Source organism: Actinomycetospora flava (assembly GCF_037400335.1).
In the GTDB taxonomy this organism is placed as follows: Bacteria; Actinomycetota; Actinomycetes; order Mycobacteriales; family Pseudonocardiaceae; genus Actinomycetospora; species Actinomycetospora flava.
Genome location: NZ_JBBEGM010000013.1, coordinates 101,768 through 121,787 on the forward strand (window position 1 = coordinate 101,768; position 20,020 = coordinate 121,787).

General features: G+C 74.4%; 20 protein-coding genes. 7 read left to right on the forward strand and 13 right to left on the reverse strand.

The window, feature by feature from the left end; translation table 11 throughout:
* Nucleotides 1–36: 36 nt before the first annotated feature.
* Entirely contained in the window at nucleotides 37–438 is a 402-nt protein-coding gene (locus WCD58_RS26370; protein ID WP_337706076.1) for a winged helix-turn-helix transcriptional regulator, read from the forward strand.
* Here the strand turns inward: WCD58_RS26370 and WCD58_RS26375 are convergent.
* The 12 genes from WCD58_RS26375 to WCD58_RS26430 all read right to left on the reverse strand — a co-directional run bounded on the left by WCD58_RS26375 (nucleotide 408) and on the right by WCD58_RS26430 (nucleotide 13,633).
* The gene (locus WCD58_RS26375; RefSeq protein WP_337706077.1) at nucleotides 408–1,394 is read right to left on the reverse strand and encodes an ABC transporter substrate-binding protein; all 987 of its coding nucleotides are present in this window, start codon (nucleotides 1,392–1,394) and stop codon (nucleotides 408–410) included. The genes WCD58_RS26370 and WCD58_RS26375 overlap by 31 nt on opposite strands.
* A 21-nt stretch (nucleotides 1,395–1,415) precedes the next feature.
* Nucleotides 1,416–2,234: an ABC transporter ATP-binding protein gene (locus WCD58_RS26380; RefSeq protein ID WP_337706078.1), complete on the reverse strand. Its 819-nt coding sequence runs from the start codon at nucleotides 2,232–2,234 to the stop codon at nucleotides 1,416–1,418.
* Complete coding sequence (locus tag WCD58_RS26385) at nucleotides 2,216–3,235, reverse strand: FecCD family ABC transporter permease (RefSeq protein WP_337706079.1); 1,020 nt, start codon at nucleotides 3,233–3,235, stop codon at nucleotides 2,216–2,218. The genes WCD58_RS26380 and WCD58_RS26385 overlap by 19 nt, the downstream gene beginning before the upstream one ends.
* The gene (locus tag WCD58_RS26390; protein ID WP_337706080.1) at nucleotides 3,232–4,293 is read right to left on the reverse strand and encodes a FecCD family ABC transporter permease; all 1,062 of its coding nucleotides are present in this window, start codon (nucleotides 4,291–4,293) and stop codon (nucleotides 3,232–3,234) included. The genes WCD58_RS26385 and WCD58_RS26390 overlap by 4 nt, the downstream gene beginning before the upstream one ends.
* Before the next feature lie 71 nt (nucleotides 4,294–4,364).
* Nucleotides 4,365–5,360 (reverse strand): VOC family protein, encoded by a 996-nt coding sequence (locus WCD58_RS26395; RefSeq protein WP_337706081.1) that lies wholly within the window; start codon nucleotides 5,358–5,360, stop codon nucleotides 4,365–4,367.
* Nucleotides 5,357–5,869 carry a VOC family protein gene (locus tag WCD58_RS26400; RefSeq protein ID WP_337706082.1) on the reverse strand — a complete coding sequence of 171 codons (513 nt, stop codon included), beginning with the start codon at nucleotides 5,867–5,869 and terminating at the stop codon, nucleotides 5,357–5,359. Before WCD58_RS26400 ends, WCD58_RS26395 begins: the two co-directional genes overlap by 4 nt.
* Before the next feature lie 12 nt (nucleotides 5,870–5,881).
* On the reverse strand, nucleotides 5,882–7,780 hold the full coding sequence (locus WCD58_RS26405) for an oxidoreductase (protein WP_337706083.1): 1,899 nt from the start codon (nucleotides 7,778–7,780) through the stop codon (nucleotides 5,882–5,884).
* 88 nt (nucleotides 7,781–7,868) lie between these two features.
* On the reverse strand, nucleotides 7,869–8,798 hold the full coding sequence (locus WCD58_RS26410) for a helix-turn-helix transcriptional regulator (protein ID WP_337706084.1): 930 nt from the start codon (nucleotides 8,796–8,798) through the stop codon (nucleotides 7,869–7,871).
* Nucleotides 8,799–8,876: 78 nt separating this feature from the next.
* On the reverse strand, nucleotides 8,877–9,632 hold the full coding sequence (locus WCD58_RS26415; RefSeq protein ID WP_337706085.1) for an SDR family NAD(P)-dependent oxidoreductase: 756 nt from the start codon (nucleotides 9,630–9,632) through the stop codon (nucleotides 8,877–8,879).
* Nucleotides 9,629–11,110 (reverse strand): class I adenylate-forming enzyme family protein, encoded by a 1,482-nt coding sequence (locus WCD58_RS26420; RefSeq protein ID WP_337706086.1) that lies wholly within the window; start codon nucleotides 11,108–11,110, stop codon nucleotides 9,629–9,631. The genes WCD58_RS26415 and WCD58_RS26420 overlap by 4 nt, the downstream gene beginning before the upstream one ends.
* 139 nt (nucleotides 11,111–11,249) lie before the next feature.
* Complete coding sequence (locus WCD58_RS26425) at nucleotides 11,250–12,860, reverse strand: thiamine pyrophosphate-binding protein (protein ID WP_337706087.1); 1,611 nt, start codon at nucleotides 12,858–12,860, stop codon at nucleotides 11,250–11,252.
* A complete protein-coding gene (locus tag WCD58_RS26430; RefSeq protein WP_337706088.1) occupies nucleotides 12,857–13,633 on the reverse strand; it encodes a cyclase family protein in 777 nt (258 codons plus the stop codon). Before WCD58_RS26430 ends, WCD58_RS26425 begins: the two co-directional genes overlap by 4 nt.
* Before the next feature lie 292 nt (nucleotides 13,634–13,925).
* Between WCD58_RS26430 and WCD58_RS26435 the strand changes: the two genes are divergently transcribed.
* Genes WCD58_RS26435 through WCD58_RS26445 form a run of 3 tightly spaced genes read left to right on the forward strand, consistent with a single transcriptional unit; the run spans nucleotide 13,926 to nucleotide 17,124 of the window.
* Complete coding sequence (locus WCD58_RS26435) at nucleotides 13,926–15,077, forward strand: acyl-CoA dehydrogenase family protein (protein WP_337706089.1); 1,152 nt, start codon at nucleotides 13,926–13,928, stop codon at nucleotides 15,075–15,077.
* Nucleotides 15,077–15,922: a phosphate/phosphite/phosphonate ABC transporter substrate-binding protein gene (locus tag WCD58_RS26440; RefSeq protein ID WP_337706090.1), complete on the forward strand. Its 846-nt coding sequence runs from the start codon at nucleotides 15,077–15,079 to the stop codon at nucleotides 15,920–15,922. The genes WCD58_RS26435 and WCD58_RS26440 overlap by 1 nt, the downstream gene beginning before the upstream one ends.
* On the forward strand, nucleotides 15,919–17,124 hold the full coding sequence (locus WCD58_RS26445) for a ferritin-like domain-containing protein (protein WP_337706091.1): 1,206 nt from the start codon (nucleotides 15,919–15,921) through the stop codon (nucleotides 17,122–17,124). The genes WCD58_RS26440 and WCD58_RS26445 overlap by 4 nt, the downstream gene beginning before the upstream one ends.
* On the opposite strand, the gene WCD58_RS26450 is transcribed toward WCD58_RS26445, so the two are convergent.
* A complete protein-coding gene (locus WCD58_RS26450) occupies nucleotides 17,117–17,599 on the reverse strand; it encodes a MarR family winged helix-turn-helix transcriptional regulator (RefSeq protein WP_337706092.1) in 483 nt (160 codons plus the stop codon). The two genes, WCD58_RS26445 and WCD58_RS26450, sit on opposite strands and share 8 nt — an antisense overlap.
* A 136-nt stretch (nucleotides 17,600–17,735) precedes the next feature.
* Between WCD58_RS26450 and WCD58_RS26455 the strand changes: the two genes are divergently transcribed.
* From WCD58_RS26455 to WCD58_RS26465, 3 genes are all read left to right on the forward strand, one after another.
* Complete coding sequence (locus WCD58_RS26455) at nucleotides 17,736–18,833, forward strand: substrate-binding domain-containing protein (protein ID WP_373696289.1); 1,098 nt, start codon at nucleotides 17,736–17,738, stop codon at nucleotides 18,831–18,833.
* Between the two features lie 134 nt (nucleotides 18,834–18,967).
* Nucleotides 18,968–19,255: an FmdB family zinc ribbon protein gene (locus tag WCD58_RS26460; RefSeq protein WP_337706093.1), complete on the forward strand. Its 288-nt coding sequence runs from the start codon at nucleotides 18,968–18,970 to the stop codon at nucleotides 19,253–19,255.
* A 108-nt stretch (nucleotides 19,256–19,363) separates the two neighbouring features.
* On the forward strand, nucleotides 19,364–19,999 hold the full coding sequence (locus WCD58_RS26465; RefSeq protein WP_337706094.1) for an AmiS/UreI family transporter: 636 nt from the start codon (nucleotides 19,364–19,366) through the stop codon (nucleotides 19,997–19,999).
* The last annotated feature ends 21 nt before the right edge of the window (nucleotides 20,000–20,020 follow it).

Here is a 20,020-nt window from a genome sequence, read left to right on the forward strand (position 1 = left end):
CGCTGGGAGGTACCCACCTTTCGGTAAGGTGGTGGCATGGCGGTGAGTCTCCAGGTCCTGCGTACGCGCTCGCCCGGCGTGCTCACGGCGTTGTGCCCCACCCGGGTCGTGCTCGACCACGTGACGAGCAAGTGGGGCGTCCTCGTGCTCGCCGCGCTCGCGGACGGCACCCGGCGCTGGGGCGAGCTGCGCCGCGAGGTCGACGGCATCAGCGAGAAGATGCTCGCCTCCACGCTGCGGACCTTCGAGGCCGACGGTCTGGTCGAGCGCCGCGCCTACCCCGAGATCCCGCCGCGCGTGGAGTACTCCCTCACCCCGCTCGGCGACGAGCTCGCCGAGGCGATCGCTCCGCTGCTGGACTGGGTGCTCGCCCACGCCGGCGAGATCGTCGATCGGGACGCGTCCGTTCAGACCCGCGGCAGCAGCGTCTCCAGGTAGCTCTGCACGGCCTCGCCCTGCTGGTAGTGGCTGCAGTAGTAGTTCGGCAGCGGGAACAGCCGGCCCTCACGCACGGCCCGGACCTGCTGGAACGCCGGCTGCGCGAGCAGCGTCTGCGTGTTCGCGTCGACCCCTCCGGTGGTGTCGGCGAGGTGGAGGACGACGTCGCAGTCGTCGAGCTGCGTGGCCTGCTCGTACGACAGGCGGCCGCCGGCGCCGGTCTTCCCCTCGGCAAACGCCCCGAACCGGAAGCCCGCGTCGGCGAGCACGACACCGCTCCACGAGGTCGGGTAGTCGGAGAAGAAGACCCCGCCCGCGCTCCCGCGCACGAGTGCCCATCGGGTGCGGGCGAGCGTGGCGCTGTACTGCTCGCGGATGCGCCCCGCGTGCTGCTCGTACCTCGCCTTCAGCGCCTCCCCCTGCTGGAGCCTGTTCACGGCGTCGGCGGTGCGCAGGGCACGCTCGCCCCAGCTGCCGGGGTTCGCGGCCGACGGCAGCAGCAGCGTCGGCCCGATGCCGCTGAGCTGCGCACCGAGGTCGGCCGGCAGGTTCGGGACCAAGGTGCCGAGGATGAGGTCCGGACCCTGCGCCGCGATCGCCTCGAAGTTCAGCGTCGTCGGCGTGCCGACCTTCGGGATCGCGTCGTAGGCCTGCTGGTACGCGGGCAGCACCCCGCCGAGCGTCGCCTGCGCCGTCCCGGCGGGGGTCACGCCGACGTCGAGCAGGGCGTAGGTCGTGTAGAAGTCCGTGCACACGATCCGCTGCGGGTTCGCCGGGATCTGGACCGGCCCGTTCGCGCCCTCGACGGTCCGCGTTGCGCCCCCGGCGCCGCCGCTGGGCTCCCCGCTGCCGCAGGCGGCGAGGACGAGTGCCGCCGCACCGCCGGCGCCGGCCAGGAAGCCGCGGCGCGTGAGTCCGCGGCGTGCGGACGGACGTGGAGGAGCGAGGAGGGCCATGCCCTGATCGTATGGTTAGCCTCACCTACTCACACGGCGAGCCTCCCGGCCGGCCGGGACGACCATCGGGGTGCCGGTCTGCGGGTCCGGCACGACCTCGCACGTGATGCCGAAGACGGAGCCGACGAGCGCCGCGTCGACGATCTCCGCGGGCGGGCCCTGCGCGACGATCCGGCCCTCGCGCATCGCGACGAGGTGGGTGGCGTAGCGGCACGCCTGGTTGAGGTCGTGCAGCACGGCGACGAGGGTGCGCTCGCCGCCGGCGTGCAGGTCGGCGCACAGGTCGAGCACGTCGAGCTGGAAGGCGATGTCGAGGAACGTCGTCGGTTCGTCGAGCAGGAGCAGCGGGGTCTGCTGGGCGAGCACCATCGCGATCCACACCCGCTGGCGCTGACCGCCGGAGAGCTGCCCGACCTCCCGCTCCGCGAGCTCGGTGACGCCGGTGGCGGCCATGGCCTCACCGACGGCCCGCTCGTCGGCCGGCGACCACTGCCGCAGCAACGACTGGTGCGGGTAGCGGCCGCGCGCGACGAGATCGAGCACCGTGATGCCGTCGGGCGCGGTGGGGCTCTGCGGGAGCAGCGCGAGCCGCCGGGCGATCTCCTTGGGCCCGTAGGAGGAGACGGGACGGCCGTCCAGGGTCACCGCGCCCGCGGCCGGGCGGATCATCCGCGCCAGGCCGCGCAGCAGCGTGGACTTCCCGCACGCGTTCGGGCCGACGACCACGGTGAACGACCCGTCGGGGACCTCGAGGTCGAGGTCGCGGATCACCGTCCGCTGCTCGTACGCCAGCGTCACGGCCTCGGCGCGCAGCCTGGAGCTCACCGTCCCGCCCTCCATTCCCTGCCCAGCAGCCACACGAGGTAGAGCCCGCCGACGGCCGCGGTCATGGTGCCCGCGGGGAACTGGGTCGGGGCGGCCAGGCGCTGCCCGAGCACGTCGCCGGCCAGCAGCAGCGCCGCCCCCATCAGGCCCGCCGCGACCGTGCCCGGGCCGGTGGCGCCGGTGACCCGCCGGGCCAGCTGCGGGGCCGCGAGGGCGACGAAGGCGACGGGGCCGACCGCGGCGGTGGCGACGCCGACGAGCGCGACGCCGACGAGCAGCACCGCGACCCGGGTGCGGGCGACGTCGACGCCGAGCCCGCGGGCCATGTCGTCGCCCATCCCGAGCAGGTCAAGACGCCGGCTGCCGGCGACCGCGAGCGGGACGAGCACGACCAGCGCGACCCCCACCGCCACGACCTGGCCCCAGCCACGCCCGTTGAGGGTCCCCACCAGCCAGCTCTGCGCGGCGACCGCGGTCTGCAGGTCGGTGCGCAGGATGAGGAAGTTGTTCAGCGCGGCGAGCACGGCGTTGACGCCGATCCCCACCAGCACGAGGCGGTAGCCGCCGACCGCACCCCCGAGCAGCGCCTGGACGACGAGCGCCGCGACCAGCGTGCCGACGACCGCCCCGACCGTCGTCCCGACCGGTCCCCCGCCGGCGAGCACGATCGCGACGAGCGCCCCGGTGGCCGCGCCGGTGGTGAAGCCGAGCAGGTCGGGGCTCGCGAGGTCGTTGCGGGCCAGCGACTGGAACACCGCGCCGGCGACCCCGAGCGCCGCGCCCACCACCAGGGCCAGCGCGACGCGGGGCAGGCGCAGCCCGACCACGACGTACTGCTGGGCACGCGAGCCGGTGCCGGTGAGCGCGCCGACGACCTGCGAGAGGGACAGCGGGAAGTCACCGAGGGTCAGCGCCACGGCGGCGAGCACGACGGCGGCGGCCGCGAGCACGAGCACGCCGGCCACCGCCCGCCGTCGGAAACGCAGCGAGACCCCGCCGGTTCGCAGGACGGTCACAGCGCCACCACCCGGGGCCGGCGGGCGATCGCGAGGAACACCGGCGCACCGAGGAACGCCGTGACCACGCCGACCTCCAGCTCGGCCGGGATCGCGACGACGCGTCCGACGACGTCGGCGACGATCACGAGCAGCGCGCCGAGCACCATCGACCACGGGATCACCCAGCGCTGATCGGGTCCCGTCACGAGGCGCGCGAGGTGCGGCACGGCGAGCCCGACGAACGCGATCGGCCCGCACGCCGCCGTCGCGCCCCCGCACAGGAGCACGATCCCGACGCCGGTGAGCGCCCGGATCGCGCCGACCCGGACCCCGAGCCCGCGCGCGGTCTCCTCGCCGAGCGCCAGGGCGTTGAGCGCCCGCGCGAGCCCGAGCGCGAGCAGGAGCCCCACGGTGAGGAACGGCAGCACCTGCAGCAGCGCCTGCGGATCGCGGCCGGTCAGCGTGCCGATCCGCCAGACGCGGAACTGGTCGAACGTGGTCGCGTCGACGAGGACGACCGCGTAGATCACGCCCTGCAGCGACGCCCCGATCGCCGTGCCCGCGAGCGCGAGACGGGCCGGTGTGGCGCCGCTGCGGCCCGTCGCGCCGAGCAGGTAGACCAGCACCGCGACGACCGTCGCGCCCACCAGCGAGAACCAGACGTAGCCGTTCAGCGTGGTGATCCCGAACAGCACGATGCCGGCGACGATCGCGGCCGAGGCGCCCCAGGTGATGCCGAGGACGCCGGGATCGGCGAGCGGGTTGCGGGTCAGCGCCTGCATCAGCGCGCCGGCCGCACCGAGCGCCAGCCCGGCCGCGAGGCCGAGCAGGGTGCGCGGGAGGCGCTGGTCGAGCACCACCACCGCGTCGGTGTCGGCCGATCCCGACGGGCCGTGCAGCAGCGCGTCGAGCACCACGCCCGGGGCGATCCCCCGGCTGCCGACCATGAGGCTCGCGACGACCGCCACGGCGAGCAGCAGCGCCGCGACCACCAGCCCGCCCGCGCGGACACCGGTACCGCGGGCGCGCCCCGTGCCGTCGGCGCGGACCTCGACGGCGACGGGTGGGGGCGGCACGCCGGGTATGGAACCGTGATCAGCGCCCGCCGTGCACCCCCACACGACCCGGGATGACGGTCGTCACGCCGCTACGAGCGCGCCCCTCCCGTGGCGACGAGCTTCTCCTGCCCGGGGACCGGCGGCGTCCCGTAGACGAAGTAGGTCTCGGCGGGCAGCGTCGCCCCGCCGATCGCGATGCCGGTGTCGAAGTCGGCGAGGTCCCACGTCACCGTCTCGAAGTCCGGCTCGAGCTCGAGGATGCCGGAGTTGCCGAAGAGCTCGATCCGGTTGCCGCCGGGCTCGAACACGTAGAGGAACGCACCCTGCGTGATGCCGTGGACGTCGGGTCCCGCCTCGATCCGGACGCCGTACTCGCGGCAGAGCTCGGCGGCGTCGGTGTTGTGCTGGGGCACGCCGTACCAGAACGCGAGGTGGTGCAGCCGCCCGCGGGAGCCCGTCGAGTCGGCCATGATCGCCATCTCGTGGCCCAGGATGTTCACGCTCATCCAGGCGCCGATCTCGGTGCCGGAGCTGAAGTCGACCACCCGCTCGCGGGTGCCGAAGCCCAGCGTCTGCTCGAACACCTCCTTCTGCGCGGTCACGTCCGAGGCCATGAGGTTGACGTGGTCGAGGCGGCGCGGCGGGAGGCCCTGCAGGGGGCGCTTCGACCGGCGGGTCAGGATCGGGCTGCGCAGCTCCGGCGGGGCGACGTACTTCTCGATGTCCCAGACGAGCTCCATCGGGTGCCCGTCCGGGCTCTCGAAGGCGAAGGTGCGCCCGACACCGAGATCACCCCGGGTCCAGCCGCGACCCAGCCCGGCGGTGTCGAGCGCCGCGGCACGCCGGTCGAGCGCGTCGGCCGACGTCGCCCGCCAGCCGAGGTTGCCGAGCCCCGGGGCGTCGGACCCGGTGAGCTTGAGGCTGTGGTGGTACGGGTCCTCGTAGCACCGCAGGTACACCGAATCGCCCTGCCGCGCGACCTCCCGCATGCCCAGCAGCTCGGTGAAGAACCAGAGCGAGCCCTCCATGTCCGGGGTCAGCAGCTCGGCGTGGGCCAGGTGGGCGAGCTCGAAACGCGGGTTCATGACTCCTCCGGGCGCCACCGGCGCAGCGTCGTGGTGGCCTCGTAGGCCTGCGGGGACGGGTAGGTGACGAGCTCGACCGTGCTGCCCCACGGGGTGCGGGCGTAGACGTAGCGGTTGCCCTCGCCCGCATCGCCGCCGGGCAGGTCGGAGGGCGTGCTGAGCAGGGTCGCGCCGGCCTTCTCGAGCCGGGCCGCGGCGGCGTCGATGTCGTCGACGTACACGCAGAAGTGCTGCAGCCCGAAGTCCGACGGCAGTGCCGGGGACCGTTGCTCGACCCCGGAGTAGGTGAAGAGCTCCAGGTTGGGCCCGTGGCCGAGGCGCAGCATGCGGATCGCCCCGATGGTCGCCCCGGGCGGGACGCCGAGCCCGTTCTCGATCGCCGGCCCGGACAGCGGCCGGTCGATCATGTCGTAGATCTTCTGGGCGCCGAACGCGTCCTCGAAGAACGTCGTCGCCGCTTCGAGGTCGGGAACGGTCAGCCCGACGTGCTCGATCGCTCGCACGGTCATCGCGGGCTCCTCTCAGATCTCCGCCGCGGCCCAGAACCCGGACTGGGTGGCCTCGTACATGCGCCCGCCCCGGGCCCGGGTGCCGATGGCGCGCACCCGCGCGCCGTCGACGGCGTCCTCGAGCACGTCCGACGGGCGCCGGGTGGTTGCGCGCACGACGTCGGCGCCACCGGGATCAGGAGTCCCGGTCAGCACCGTCGCCCCGAGGGCTTCCAGCTGCCCGGCGAGGTGACCGGCCTCCATGTCGTTGCTGTCCACGCCGACGCCCTCGGCCGGCGAGATCAGGGTGGTCCGCCGACCCTGCTCGGCGAGCCAGAGCGCGGCGAACAGGGCGGTCTCGGTCTCGCCGAACACGGTGACCTCGTCGGACTCCGGAACGGTCCCGGCGTCGAGGAGGGCCACGGCGTCCACGCCGGTGTCGGCGGTCTCCGTGCCCGTGGCCAGCAGGACGTGGTCGTAGCCGGTGAGGTCGACCGACGCGACGTCGGTGCCCCGTCGGACCCGCACCCCGGCTCGGCGCAGCTCGCCCTCGTAGAAGGCGACGAGGTTGCCGATCTCCGCGCGGAAGGTGCTCGCGGCACCCCAGGCGTGGAGCTGGCCGCCGACCCGGTCGGCGCGCTCGACGATCTCGACGTCGTGCCCGCGCTCGGCGGCGAGGAGCGCCGCCTCGCAGCCCGAGGGGCCGGCGCCCGCGACGAGGACCCGACGGCGGACCGCGGCGGGACGACGGGCCTCGCCGGCGCGCTGCTCCTGTCCCAGACCCGGGTTGATCACGCATCGGGTGCGCTGGCCGTTGAACATCCACCGCGAGACGCACTCGTTGACCGCCAGGCAGCGCCGGACACGCTCGGGCTCGCCCCGTCGCGTCTTCGCGACCGTGTCGGGGTCGGCCAGCTGGCTGCGTCCGAGGGCCACGAAGTCGAGCTCCTCGTCCCCGACGGCGTCCTGCAGGTCGTCGATGAGCCAGGTCAGCCGCCCCACGCCGATCACCGGGATTGAGACCCGCGCCTTGACGGCCTTGGCGTACCCGAGCAGCGAGCCCGGGGGCACCATCGGGAGCAGGGTCATCGCCGTGTCGTAGTTGCCGCCGGTGACGTCCAGGGCGTCCACGAGCGGTTCGAGCAGTTCACAGAACGCGAGCCCGTCCTCGAGCGGGAGCCCGCCCTCGTAGGGCTCCTCGACACTGAGCCGGTAGAGCACGGGGAAGTCGGTCCCGACCTCCTCCCGCACCGCCTCGACGACCTCGAGAGCGAACCGTGCGCGGTTCTCCAGCGGACCGCCCCACGCGTCGGTGCGCCGGTTGGTCTTCGGCGAGAGGAACTGGGAGAGCAGGTACCCGTGGGCACCGTGCAGCTCCACCGCGTCGAACCCGGCGGCCTTCGCCCGGCGCGCGCCCTGGGCGTACAGGTCGATCAGACCCGGGATCTCCGACTCCTCGATCGCCCGCGGCGGCGTGCCGAAGGCGCTCGTGATGCCGGCGGTCGGGGCGATCGGGGGTTCGTTCCGCTCGGTGTTGCCCTGCGAGTTCTGCCGCCCGGTGTGGTGCAGCTGGACGGCGATCTTCGCGCCCTCGTTCTGCACCGCCTCGACGAGCTCGGTGAGCCCGGCCCGGAAGCGGTCGTGGTCGATGCGCATCGGGTTGCCGACGGTGCGCCCGAGCTCCCAGTCGACCGAGGTGTTCTCGGTGATGATCAGGCCGACGCCCCCGCGGGCGCGGGCGCGGTGGTACTCGACGAGCCGCTGGTCGACCTCGCCCCAGGTGGTGGCGAACTGCGTGAAGATCGGGGCCTGGACGAACCGGTTCCGCAGGGTCATCGACCCGATCCGGCCGGGCTGGAACAGCGGCGCGGGGTGCGCGGGCCCGATGTCCACGGGTCCGGCCGCCGCGGCATTGCGGGTGGTGGTGGTCACACGTCGAGCCTGACCGGTCGTGCACCGCCGGTCTCGCCATGGCGAGCACGGAACTTGTCCTGGTGCGCAGAGGCCCGGCACAGGGACGTCAGAGCAGGACGGGCGCCTCGTGCCGTGCCTCGCGCGGACTGCGTCCGTACCGGGAGCGGTACGCCCGGCTGAACGACGAGGGGTTGTCGAAGCCGCACCGGCGGGCGACCTCGGCGACCGATACGAGGTCACCGTGGCGCAGCAGGATGTCGTGGGCCCGCTCGAGGCGCCGATGGCGCAGGTACTCGCGGGCGGTCTCGCCGGTCCCCTCGAAGAGCAGGTGCAGGTAGCGCAGCGAGATCGCGGTGGCCCGCGCGACGGTGTCGAGGGTCAGGTCCGGATCGTCGAGATGGTCGTCGAGGAACGCCTTGACCTGCGCGCGCAGGACGGCCTGGGTCCCCCGCGATCCGTCGCGGGCCCGGTCGATCGCGGCGACGAGCAGGTCGACCGCCATGCGTTCGGCGGTCCGCGCCGCCTCCGGGTCGAGGACGGCCTGCCCGCGCGCGACGTTCAGCCAGCCGCGCAGCAGCTGCAGCGTGTCCGAGGCGGGCAGCGTGCGGACGAACACCGCGTCGAGGTCCGGTACCTCGCGGGCGAGGGCCTCGCGCGGCACGAACATCGTGTGCTTGACGAGGTGACCACCGGTGGCGCAGTCGACCGGCCGCACGCCGTCCCACAGCGCCGCGGTGCCGGGCGTGATCGTCGCGGTCGTCCCCTGCTGGGAGAAGATCTCGGTCCCGTGGTGGACCATCAGCACCCCGACGTACTCGCCGGGGTTGCGTCGCAGTTCGGGCGCGCGACGACGGCCGCGCATCGGCCCGATGCGGCACCCGACCGTCCAGGTGTCCCCGAGCCACCAGCGGTCGGCGCTCGGCGACGTGCCGCCGGAGAGGTCGAGGTCCCAGCGCAAGTGGCTCGAGGCGATCTCCTCGAACAGTTCCTCGTCGTCCTGCTCGGAGACCGCCGGTGTGGTGTCGGCGCCGGCCATCGGTACAGCATGCCCCGGGTGTGGGCGATCCGACCCCACCTCACGTGCACGGAATCCGACCCGGCGTGCAGCCGAGCGCTAGAGCATCTGGCCTCCGGAGGCCTCGATGCGCTGCGCGGTGATCCAGCCGGCGCTCTCGGCGGTGATCGCGCGCAGGGCGCCGCCGATGTCGTCGGGCTCGCCCACACGGCCGAAGGCGTGGTTCGCGGTGATCATGGCGCGGTAGCGCTCGTCGTCGCGGATCAGCCCGCCGCCGATGTCGGTGGCGGTGGCGCCGGGCGCGAGGGTGTTCACCGTGATCCGCCGCGGGCCGAGGGCCTTGGCGGCGTACGTCGTGTAGACCTCGATCGCGCCCTTCATCGCCGCGTACACGCTGAACAACGGGTTCGCGGCGTAGCGGGTCAGGCCGGTCGAGACGAACACGACCCGCCCGCCGTCGCGGATCGCCGGCGCGAGCAGGTCGGTGAGCAGGATGGGGCCGCGGACGTGGACGGCGTAGAGGGCGTCGACCGTCTCGGCCTCGATCGCGCCGAACGGCGTGCGGCCCTCGTACCCGCCGTTGTTGACGAGGATGTCGAGGTCGCGGCGGTCCCAGCCGGTCAGCCGGCCGAGGAGCTCGTCGCGGAACGCCGGGAACGACGCGTGCTCGGTGACGTCGAGGTGCAGCGCCAGCGCCCGCCGGCCCCGCGACTCGATGTCGGCGACGACCGCGTCGGCCTCCTCCGGGTGCGACCGGTAGGTGAGCACGACGTCGACGCCGTCGTCGGCGAGCGCCTCGGCGGCGGCGCGCCCGAGGCCCCGGTTGCCGCCGGTGATGAGCGCGATGCGGGTCATCGGGCGAGCACCTCGTCGCGCAGGGCGTTCTTGAGGATCTTCCCGATCGTGCTGCGGGGCAGCTCCTCCCGCAGGACGACCGTCTCGGGGACCTTGAACTTCGAGAGACGCTCCGCGCACCAGGCGATCAGCTCGTCGGGCTCGGCGTGCGCCCCGGGCGCGAGGACGACGTGGGCGACGATCGCCTCGTCGTACACCGGGTCGGGCACCCCGTGGACGGCGGCCTCCAGCACGGCCGGGTGGGCGGCGAGCACCTGCTCGACCTCGCTGGCGGCGACGTTCTCGCCGGCCCGCTTCATCATGTCCTTGGCGCGGTCGACGAAGAAGGCGCGGCCGATGTCGTCGAGCCGCACCTGGTCGCCGGTGCGCAGCCAGCCGTCGTCGAACAGCGCCGCGGTCGCCTCCGGCCGCCCGTCGTAGCCCGACGTGACGTCGATCCCGGGCCGCCCGCGGACCTGCAGCTCGCCCGGCTCGCCCTCCTCCCCCACCACCCGGACCTCGATCCCGGGCAGGGGCAGACCGATCGAGTCCCAGCGGCGCCGGTCGTCGAGGGGGTTCATGAACGGCGGGACGACGGTCTCGGTCATCCCGTACAGCTGGATCAGGGGCGCCCCGAACCGCGTCTCGAACTCCTGCGCCTGGGCCGGGGCGAGGTTCTGGGCGAACAGCACGAGCCGCAGGGCGTTGTCGGCGTCGGACGGGGACGGTGTCGAGCGGGCCAGCACCATGCGGATGGGCGCGGCGAAGAGGCTCGCCAGCGTCGGGCGCAGGTCGCGGGCCTGCGCGGGCCAGCCGGTGGCGGAGAAGCGCGCCGCGACCGCCACCGAACCGCCCGCCACCAGCGCCGACGCCAGGCAGTAGTACTGGGCGTTGCCGTGGAAGAGCGGCAGGGTGATCAGCCACCGGTCGTCGGCGGTGACCCGCAGGTGGTCGGCGACGAGCTCGCCGACACGGCGGTAGTTCGCGTGCGTGACCTGCACGCCCTTCGGCGCGCTGGTGGTGCCCGAGGTGAACATGATCGCGGCGAGCTCGGCGTCCGCGACGACGGGCGGTGGCGGCGTGCCGCCGCGGCGGGCGACCAGCTCCTCGAGACCCAGCACCGTCCGCTCCCCCGCGGCCGCCGCGACCGTCGCGCGCAGGGTGTCGTCGACGACGGACAGGACCGCCCGCGAGTCGGTGAGCTGGTGGGCCACCTCGTCCGCGGTCGAGAGCGGGTTGACCGGGACGACGACCGCCCCGAGCCGGGCGCAGGCGAACCAGACGTCGAGGAACTCCGGGCGGTTGGGCGTCATGAGGTGCACCCGCGCGCCCGGTCCCACGCCGAGGGCGGCGAGCAGGCCCGCGGTCTCGTCGGCGCGCCGGACCTGCTCGGCGTAGGACACGGTCCCGGTGCCGTCGTCGCCGGCGAACACCAGGAACGGCGCGTCGGGCCGGTCCGCGGCCGTGCCGGCGAGGAGGTCGTAGACGGTGCTGCTCACGACGCAACCGAAAGTGTACTGAAGTACATATTCGAACAGTAGGGCGCCGACTCGTGCCGGGGCAAGACCGGTCGGCGCGACCCGTGTCCCGAGGACACGGCACGCCGCGCCGGGGAACTACCAGAGGCTCGTGCCGCGATCAGTGGCCCTTGAACGCCTCCGCCAGCCACCAGGACGGGCCGTCCGAGACGACCTTCGCGTCCAGGAGCAGCGGCCGGTCGCGGGGGCCCGCGAGCCAGTCCCCCACCACCCCCAGGTCGGCCGTCGAGCGGACCACCGCCGAGGTGCACCCGTAGCCCGCGGCGATGGCGGCCAGGTCGGTGTCGGGGAAGCGCACGGTCGTGTGGTCGTCGCCGGCGAAGTGGTGGAACTCGGCGGCGTAGCCGGCGTCGTCGTAGACCACGATCACCATGCCGAGCCCGAGCCGGACCGCGGTCTCCAGCTCGCTGATCCCCATGAGGAACCCGCCGTCGCCGCACGCCGCGACCGGCAGGCGATCCGGGCGGGCGAGGGCGGCGCCGATCCCGGTCGCGAGCCCCAGCCCGATCGACTGGAACGCCTGCGTGAAGCAGAAGCCGGCCTCGTCGGGGACGCCGAGGTAGGCCGCCGGGTAGCCCATGAAGTTGCCGGAGTCGACGGCGACGGTGCGCTCGGCGGGCAGCAGGTCGTCCAGGGCCGCGGAGAGCACGCGGGGGTCGATCCGATCGCCGACGACCTCGTCCGGGACGTCGGGGCCGTGCATGCGCAGGCGCTCGGCGATCGCCGGCGTCCGGTAGCCGGGCGACGTCCCGACGACCTCGAGCGCGTCCCGCGCCGTCGCCGCCACGTCCCCGAGCACCCCGAGCGCGACGGGTCGCTGCGCCCCGAGCGCCTCGGCGGTGTCGTCGACCTGCACCAGCGTGGCGCGCGCGGTGAGGTCCCCGTGGCGCGTCGTCCACATCGTCAGCGAGGCGCCCCACGCGACGATCACGTCGGCGTCGGCGATCAGCTCGGCGGCCGGCGCCGTCGAGAAGCCCCCGGAGATGCCCAGCGACCACGGGGCCCCGGTGAACAGGCCGTGCGCGACGGCCGAGGTCGCGAGCAGCGCGCCGCACCGCTCGGCCAGCGCCTCCAGCTCGGCGCGGGCCCCCCGCGCGCCCCGGCCCGCCACGAACACGGGGCGCTCGGCGCCGTCGAGCAGGCGGGCGAGCTCGGCGACCGACGCCGGGTCCGGACGGGGGGCCCGCCACGTCGTCCGTGCCGGTGCCGGGGCGCTGACCGCCGGCGCGGCCTGCACGTCCAGCGGCAGGTTGAGCACCACGGTCCGGCGCTGGTCGCGGCAGATCCCGTAGGCCCGCACGACGTCGGCGGCCGCGGAGGCCGGCGAGTGCACCCGCTCGGGCACCGCCCCCACCGCGCGGGCGAGCGCGTCCTGGTCGACCCGGAAGTTCGAGCGGACCGCGCTGCCCGCCGTCTCCGCGGCCAGCACCAGCAGCGGTGTGCGCGACTTCGCCGCCTCGCCGACGCCGGTCAGCGCGTTGGTGAGCCCGCACCCCTGGTGCAGGGTCACGACGCCCACCTCGCCCGACGTGCGCGCGTAGGCGTCGGCCATCGTCGTCGCGCCCATCTCGTGGCGGGCCGCGACGTAGGGCACCCCGGCGGCGCGCAGCGCGTTCGTCACGTGGAAGTTGCCGCTGCCGACGACACCGAACGCATGCCCGACGCCGAGGTCGGCGAGCAGGGTCCCGACCTGCTCGGCGACCGTCGTCACGGGTGCTCGACCAGCGCGAGCGCCCGGGTCGGCGAGCCGGAGCCGCCGACGATCGGCAGCGGGCTGACCAGCACGACGGCGCCGCGGGTCGGCAGGCGGCCGAGGTTGCGCAGGCTCGTCAGCCCCCACTTGTTCGCGCCCATGAGGAAGTGGTGGCAGGAGAACGGCGGGTCGAAGCCACCCGCCCCGCCGGCGTCGGTGCCGACCGTCTCCACCCCGAACCCCGTCACGGACGACTCCTGGGCGATCCAGCGCGCGCACTCCGCCGACACCCCGGGGGTGTGGGGCCCGGCCTCGTCGGCGTTCATGAACTCCTCCTGCGTCGCCCCGTAGGCCTCCCACCCGGTGCGGTAGAGCAGCCAGCCGCCCTCGGGCAGCGGCCCGTGCTCGGCCTGCCAGGCCTCGATGTGGGCGACCTCGAGCAGGAAGTCCGGGTCGGCCGCCACCTCGGCGGTCTTGTCGATCACCACCGCCGGCGCCACCAGCGTCGCCATCGGGGCCTGGGAGACGTCGGGGCCGTCGCGGCCGGTGACCCAGTGGTTGGGGGCGTCGAGGTGGGTGCCGGTGTGCTCGCCGGTGTGGATGTCGTTCCAGTACCAGGCCGGCCCGCGGTCGTCGTACCGCGAGAGCTCCTCGAGCCGGAACCGCGAGGTGTTGGCGAACGGCGGAGGCAGCTCCAGGATCGGCGTCGAGGACTGCAGCGGCGTGGTGAGGTCGACGACCTCGACGGCTCCGGAGCGCAGCGCGTCGATGAGGGCGGCGAGCACGGACATGGTCGTCTCCTGGGTCGGTCCGGCGTTTCCGGGGATCATCACCCGACCGGGTCCCGACGGAAAGGACGGACATGCCGCTCACGCACGCCGCGCGCTTGTCGGGACGGCGTCGATGACCACAGGATGGGCCCGCCCGGATCCGTGGGAGGAGGTCGCCGTGCACCGCCGTCGTTGAGCCGCCGTCGTGCCGCCCGGTCGGGCGGCGTCCGCACGGTCACGGCGGCCGGCCACGCCCCCGTAGGGCGCCCCGACTCCGTCGTGATCGTTTCCACGCGATCTCCGAGGAGTCCTCGTGTCCGTTCCCACCGCCCTGTCCCCCGAGGCGGTGCGCGACGCCGTCGCCGCCGCCGTCGAGGCCACCGTCGCGCCCGCCGCCGCCGAGATCGACCGCACCGGCGCCTACCCCCGCGCCGACGTCGAGGCCCTCGAGGCCACCGGCGCGCTCGGCCTGCTCAGCTCCCCCGACGTCGGCGGCGCCGGCGGCTCCCTGGCCGACGTCGCGCAGGTGCTCGAGACGATCGCGCGCGCCGACGCCTCCACCGCGATGGTCGTGCTGATGCACTACTCGGCGGTCTCGGTGATCGAGCCGCACGGTCCCGAGGACGTGCGCCGCGAGGTCGCGGCGGGCCGGCACCTGTCCACGCTGGCGTTCTCCGAGCGCGGCTCGCGCAGCCACTTCTGGGCGCCGGTGAGCACCGCGACCGCCGTCGACGACGGGGTCCGCCTCGACGCCGCGAAGAGCTGGGTGACCTCGGCGGGCGAAGCCGACAGCTATGTGTGGTCGAGCCGCCCGGTGTCGGCCGAGGGGCCGATGACGCTGTGGCTGGTCCCCGGCGCCACCGACGGCGTCGAGGTCGCGGGCTCCTTCGACGGCTTCGGCCTGCGCGGCAACGCGTCGTCCCCGATGAGCGCCGACGGGGCCGTCGTCCCGGCCTCCGCGCGGCTCGGCGACGACGGCGCGGGCCTCGACATCGCGCTGGGCACCGCGCTGCCGACCTTCCTGGTGGGCAACGCCGCGGTGTCGCTCGGACTGATGGAGGCCCTGGTCGACGAGGCCGCGGGGCACGTGACGACGACGCGGCTCGAGCACCTCGGGCAGACCCTCGCCGAGCAGCAGTCGACGCAGCGGACGTTCGCCGCGCTGCGGACCCGGGTCGACACGACGCGCGCGTTCCTCACCGACACGCTGACCGCGCTCGGGTCCGGACGGCCGGACGCCACGCTGCGGGTGCTGCAGGTCAAGGCGGTGGCCGCCGAGGCCGCCGCCGACGTCGCCGACGGGGTGATGCGCCTGTGCGGCGGCGCGGCCTTCCGCAAGGAGCTCGGCATCGAGCGCCGCTACCGCGACGCGCTGGCCGCGCGGGTCATGGCCCCGACCACCGAGGCGCTGCAGGACTTCGTCGGGCGCGCCACCCTCGGCCTCCCGCTGTTCGGGGGTGCCTGATGACCACGCTGATCATGGGCGGGGTCGCCTACGACCCGAAGGTCGTCACCATCTGGGAGGGGTTCCGGCGCTGGCTGCGCGACCAGGGGTTCGACTTCGACTTCCTGCTGTACTCGCACTACGAGCGCCAGGTCGACGACCTCGTCGCCGGCCACATCCACGCCGCCTGGAACTCGCCGCTGGCGTGGATCCGCAGCGAGCGCCTCGCCGCCGCCCGCGGCCGCCGCGTCGCCTCGGCCGTCATGCGCGACACCGACCAGGACCTCACCTCGGTGATCGTGGTGCGGGCGGACTCGCCCGCGCGGACGGTCGCGGACCTCGCCGGCGGCACGGTCGCCGTGGGCGCGGTCGACTCGCCGCAGTCGACGCTCATCCCGCTGTCGTTCCTCCGTGGCGAGGGCCTGCGGGACGTCGCGGTCCGGCGCTTCGACGTCGGCGTCGGCCTGCACGGCGACCACATCGGCGGCGAGCGCGACGCCGCGCGGGCGCTGGTTGCGGGCGAGGTCGACGCCGCCTGCATGATCGATGGCAACCACCTGCTGTTCGGGCAGGAGGGCACGCTGCCGGCCGGGGCGACGCGGGTGCTGGCCCAGACGCCGGTGTTCGACCACTGCACGATGGCGATCGTCGACACCGCGCCCCGGGACGAGGCCGCGGAGTTCGTGCGGCTGCTGGAGTCGATGTCGTACGCCGACCCCGAGGTCCGCCCGCTGCTCGACCTCGAGGGGCTCAAGCAGTGGGTGCCGGGCCGCACGAGCGGCTTCGGGCCCCTCAACAGGGCGGTCGACGAGGTCGGCTTCTACGACGCCGACGGCGGGGTGACCGCCGCGGAGTACCGGCCGTGACGGGCCCTGACACCCCGCTCGACCTCGGCTTCCTCGGGTTCGAGCGGGGCGCCCGCCTCCTCGTCGACCGCGCGCTGCGCGCCGTCCCCGTCGGCGGCCGGGTCGAGGTCACCGGCGGCGACCCGGTCCTCGGCGTGCACCTGCGCGCCTGGGCGCGCCGCCGCGGCCACCGGTTCGCCGTCGTCGCCGACCGCAGCGCGACCTGGACGCTGGAGCGGGGCCCCGCCGAGCTCCAGCGCTGGCAGGGCGCCGAGCGCGCCGGCGGGCCCGGGGTGGACGGGATCGTCGACCGTCCCCCGGCCCGGTGGGGCCTCGCCGCCCGGGGAGCGCTCGTCGAACCCGGCGGCCCCGACACGGGATTCGACATCGACCGGCGCGAGGTGGTCTGGGCCGACCTCGCGCCCCGGCTCTACGCGCACGCCGCGGCGGCGCAGTGGGACCCGGCGACGGCGGTCGACTGGGCGGCCACGCCCGCCGACCCGGTGCCCGCCGACGTCGAGGCCGCGGTCGTGCAGGTCATGACCTACCTGGTCGAGAACGAGCAGGCCGCGCTCGTCGTGCCCGCCGGGCTGCTCGCGCGCGTCCACCCGCACTTCCGCGAGGTCCAGCAGCTCCTCGCGGTGCAGGCGGCCGACGAGGCCCGGCACATGGAGGTGTTCACGCGGCGCGCGATGCTGCACGGCGGGCCGATGGGCACGTCCTCGGCGGGCGGGCGCTCGTCGCTGGCGACCCTGCTCGCCGAGCCCGACTTCTCGCTGGCGTCGTTCCTGCTCTCGGTGCTCGGCGAGGGGAGCTTCCTCGCGCTGCTCGGGTTCCTCGAGCAGCACGCCCCGGACCCGGTCACGGCCCGGATCACCCACCTCGCGCGGGTGGACGAGGCGCGCCACGTGGCGTTCGGCGTGGCGCACCTGGAGCACCAGAGCACGCTCGACCCGACGCTGCGCGGCGCCCTGCGCACCGCGATCGAGCGCCGCCACGACGCGCTGGTCGACACCGCCGGGCTCAACGCCGACGTGTTCGACGCGCTGGTGCTGCTCGCCGCCGGGTCGTGGGCGCCCGAGGCGATCGCCCGCGGCTACGACCGCGTCCAGGAGCTGCACCACGCCATGGACGAGGGCCGGCGTCAGCGCCTCGCGCGCCTCGGGTTCCCGCCCGACGAGGCCGCCGAGCTGTCCGCCCTGCACACGCGGAACTTCATGTGACGGCGGTGCGCTGCTCCAGGGCCTCGGCGGCGGCGGGGTCGAGCCCGTCCTGCAGGCGGCGCAGCAGCGCCTCGAACTGCTCGGCGTCGGCACCGAGCAGGTCGCGGAACTGGCCGCGGACGTCGGCGGTGACCTCGTCCCACTCCGCCAGCGCCCGCCGTCCGCGGGCCGAGACGACGATCAGCACGCGGCGCCGGTCCTCGACGTCGCGGCGGCGCAGGACGAGGTTCGCCGACACCATGCGGTCGACGAGCTTGCTGAGCTTCGGTGCGAGCAACAGCACGTGCTCGGCGACGACGTTCATGGGACAGCCGCCGCGCTCGGCGAGCAGACGCAGGATCCGCCACTGGTCCAGACTGGAACCGACGCCGCGCAGCGCCTCCTCCAGGCGCGCGGTGAGGGTGCGCTCGACGAGCGACAGGAGCCGCAGCGACTCCTCGCCGTCTCCGATGGACCCTCCGGCGGTGGCTGGCACGCGACGATGGTAGCCAGGTCGCGGGGTGCCACGGAGTGGAGCACAGCCAGGTTGCATCCGGAGGACCCCCCGGACGCGGACCGGCTCGTACGATCGGAGTAGCTACGCGGCGGGGTGTGCTCGCTAGCGTCGAGCAATGGCCGAGTCGCTGGTTCCCGCTGCGGGGACGGTGCGTGCGTCGCGCGGTCGCGACGTCCTCGACATGGCCCTGGTGATCCCGCTGCAGGGTCCCGCCGGGATCTTCGGCCCCTCCTGCGAGAGCTGCGCGGAGCTCGCGATGCAGGAGATCAACGCCGACGGCGGGGTCCTCGGTCGCGAGCTCAACCTGGTGCCGGTCGACGGCGGCCGCAGCCCCGCGGAGGTCGCCATCGAGGTGGACGCGCTGGTCAGCGCCGGGGCGGTGCAGGCGGTCACCGGGTGGCACATCTCGGCGGTCCGCGAGGCCGTCGCGCCGCGCATCCGCGGCCGCGTCCCGTACGCCTACACCGCGCTCTACGAGGGCGGCGAGCAGCGCCCCGGCGTGTTCCTCACCGGCGAGACGCCGGACCTCCAGCTCGCCCCGACCCTCGACTGGTTCGCGAGCACCGCGGGGGTGCGGCGCTGGACGATCGTCGGTGACGACTACGTCTGGCCGCGCCGGTCGGCCGCCACCGCGGCCCGCCACCTGCGGCGCATCGGTGGGACCGTGTGCGACGAGATGTTCGTGCCCCTCGGGACGTCCGACTTCTCCGGCGTGCTGCGCCGTGTCGAGGCGAGCGGCTGCGAGGCCGTGCTCATGCTGCTCATCGGCGACGACGCGGTCGCCTTCAACCGGGCGTTCGCCGCGTCCGGGCTCGACCGGGACATCCTGCGGTTCAGCTCGCTGATCGAGGAGAACGTCCTGCTGGCCTCGGGGTCCCAGAGCACGCGCGGCTTGATGACCTCGGCGGGCTACTTCGAGGACCTCGCCACGAGCTCCGGGCTGGAGTTCGCCGCCACCTACTTCCGCGAGTTCGGCGACGACGCGCCGGTGCTCAACAGCCTCGGCGAGTCCTGCTACGAGGGCGTCCGGCTCCTCACCGAGCTGATGCGCCGGGCCGGCTCGATGGACGTGCCGGCGATGATGTCGGTGGCCGACGGCCTGGCGTACGAGAGCCCGCGCGGCACCGTCGAGCTGCGCGACCGGCACCTCCACCAGCAGGTCTTCCTCGCCGTCGCCGACGGCCTGACCTGGGACGTCGTGCAGCAGCTGTGACGCTGCGTCGCCGGTGGGCGACCGCCCGCGACGGTCGTTGACACCCCGGACGGCCGCTCGCTAACTTTCCGAGGAAATCATTTCCTGCTTGCCACATCCCCCTCGGTCGACGTCGCGGCGAAGGGATCCACCGCATGCCCCTGTACGCGTACCGGTGCGCCGAGGACGGCCCCGTCGACGTCATGCGCCCCATGGGCACCGCGCCGGCCGCGGTCGCCTGCCCCGCCTGCGGCGCCGACGCCGCGCGCGTGATGACCGCGCCGAGGCTCGGCGGCACCCGCCGGGCACAGGTCGCCGCCATCGACCGCGCGGAGGCCTCGCGCACCGAGCCGGCCGTGGTGTCGGCCCCGCCGCCCCGCCCGGTCCGACCGGGCCCTGCCCCGCGCCTCGACCCGCGGACCGCGGCGCTCCCGCGCCCCTGACCGTCCCGTCCCCCGCACCGTCCGACCCCTCACGGTCGGCCCGGTCGCTCCGCCCTGCCCTCTCCGAGAAGGGATCTCCCATGCCGCATCCCGCAACGGCGCCGCCCCGTGGCTAGCGTCGGCCTGCTCTTCGTGGGCGCCGTGCTGTTCATCAACGGCGTCATGCTGCTGGGCTGGATCGACGCGAGGTCCGCCGCCCCGATGAACTTCTTCGTCGGCGGGCTGCAGATCATCACGCCGCTCTACCTGATCTTCACCGCGGACGGCGACGCCGACGTCATCCTCGCGGCGTCCGGGCTCTTCCTGTTCTCGTTCACCTATCTCTACGTCGCGGTGAACCTGACCTGGGACCTCGACGGCACCGGGCTCGGCTACTTCTGCCTGTTCGTCGCGATCACCGCGCTGGTGTTCTCCGCGCTGAACTTCACCCGCTTCGCCGACCCCGCCTTCGGCGTCATCTGGCTGTACTGGGCGTTCCTCTGGTCGCTGTTCTTCGTGCTGCTCGGGCGCAAGCGCGACGGGATCGGGCGCTACACGGGCGCGGTGTGCGCGATCCAGGGCTGGGTGACCGCGTGGATCCCCGCCTTGCTGCTCCTCACGGGCGTCTACTCCGACATCGGCGTCCCGCTCGCGATCGGCCTGGCGATCTTCGGCGTCGTCGTCTTCCTCGCGCTCGTCCCGTGGGCGCGGCGCGCGCGGACGCCGGCGGCGCCCGCCCCCGCCGGCGAGCACGCCATCGCCTGACCCGACCTCCCACGACACGTC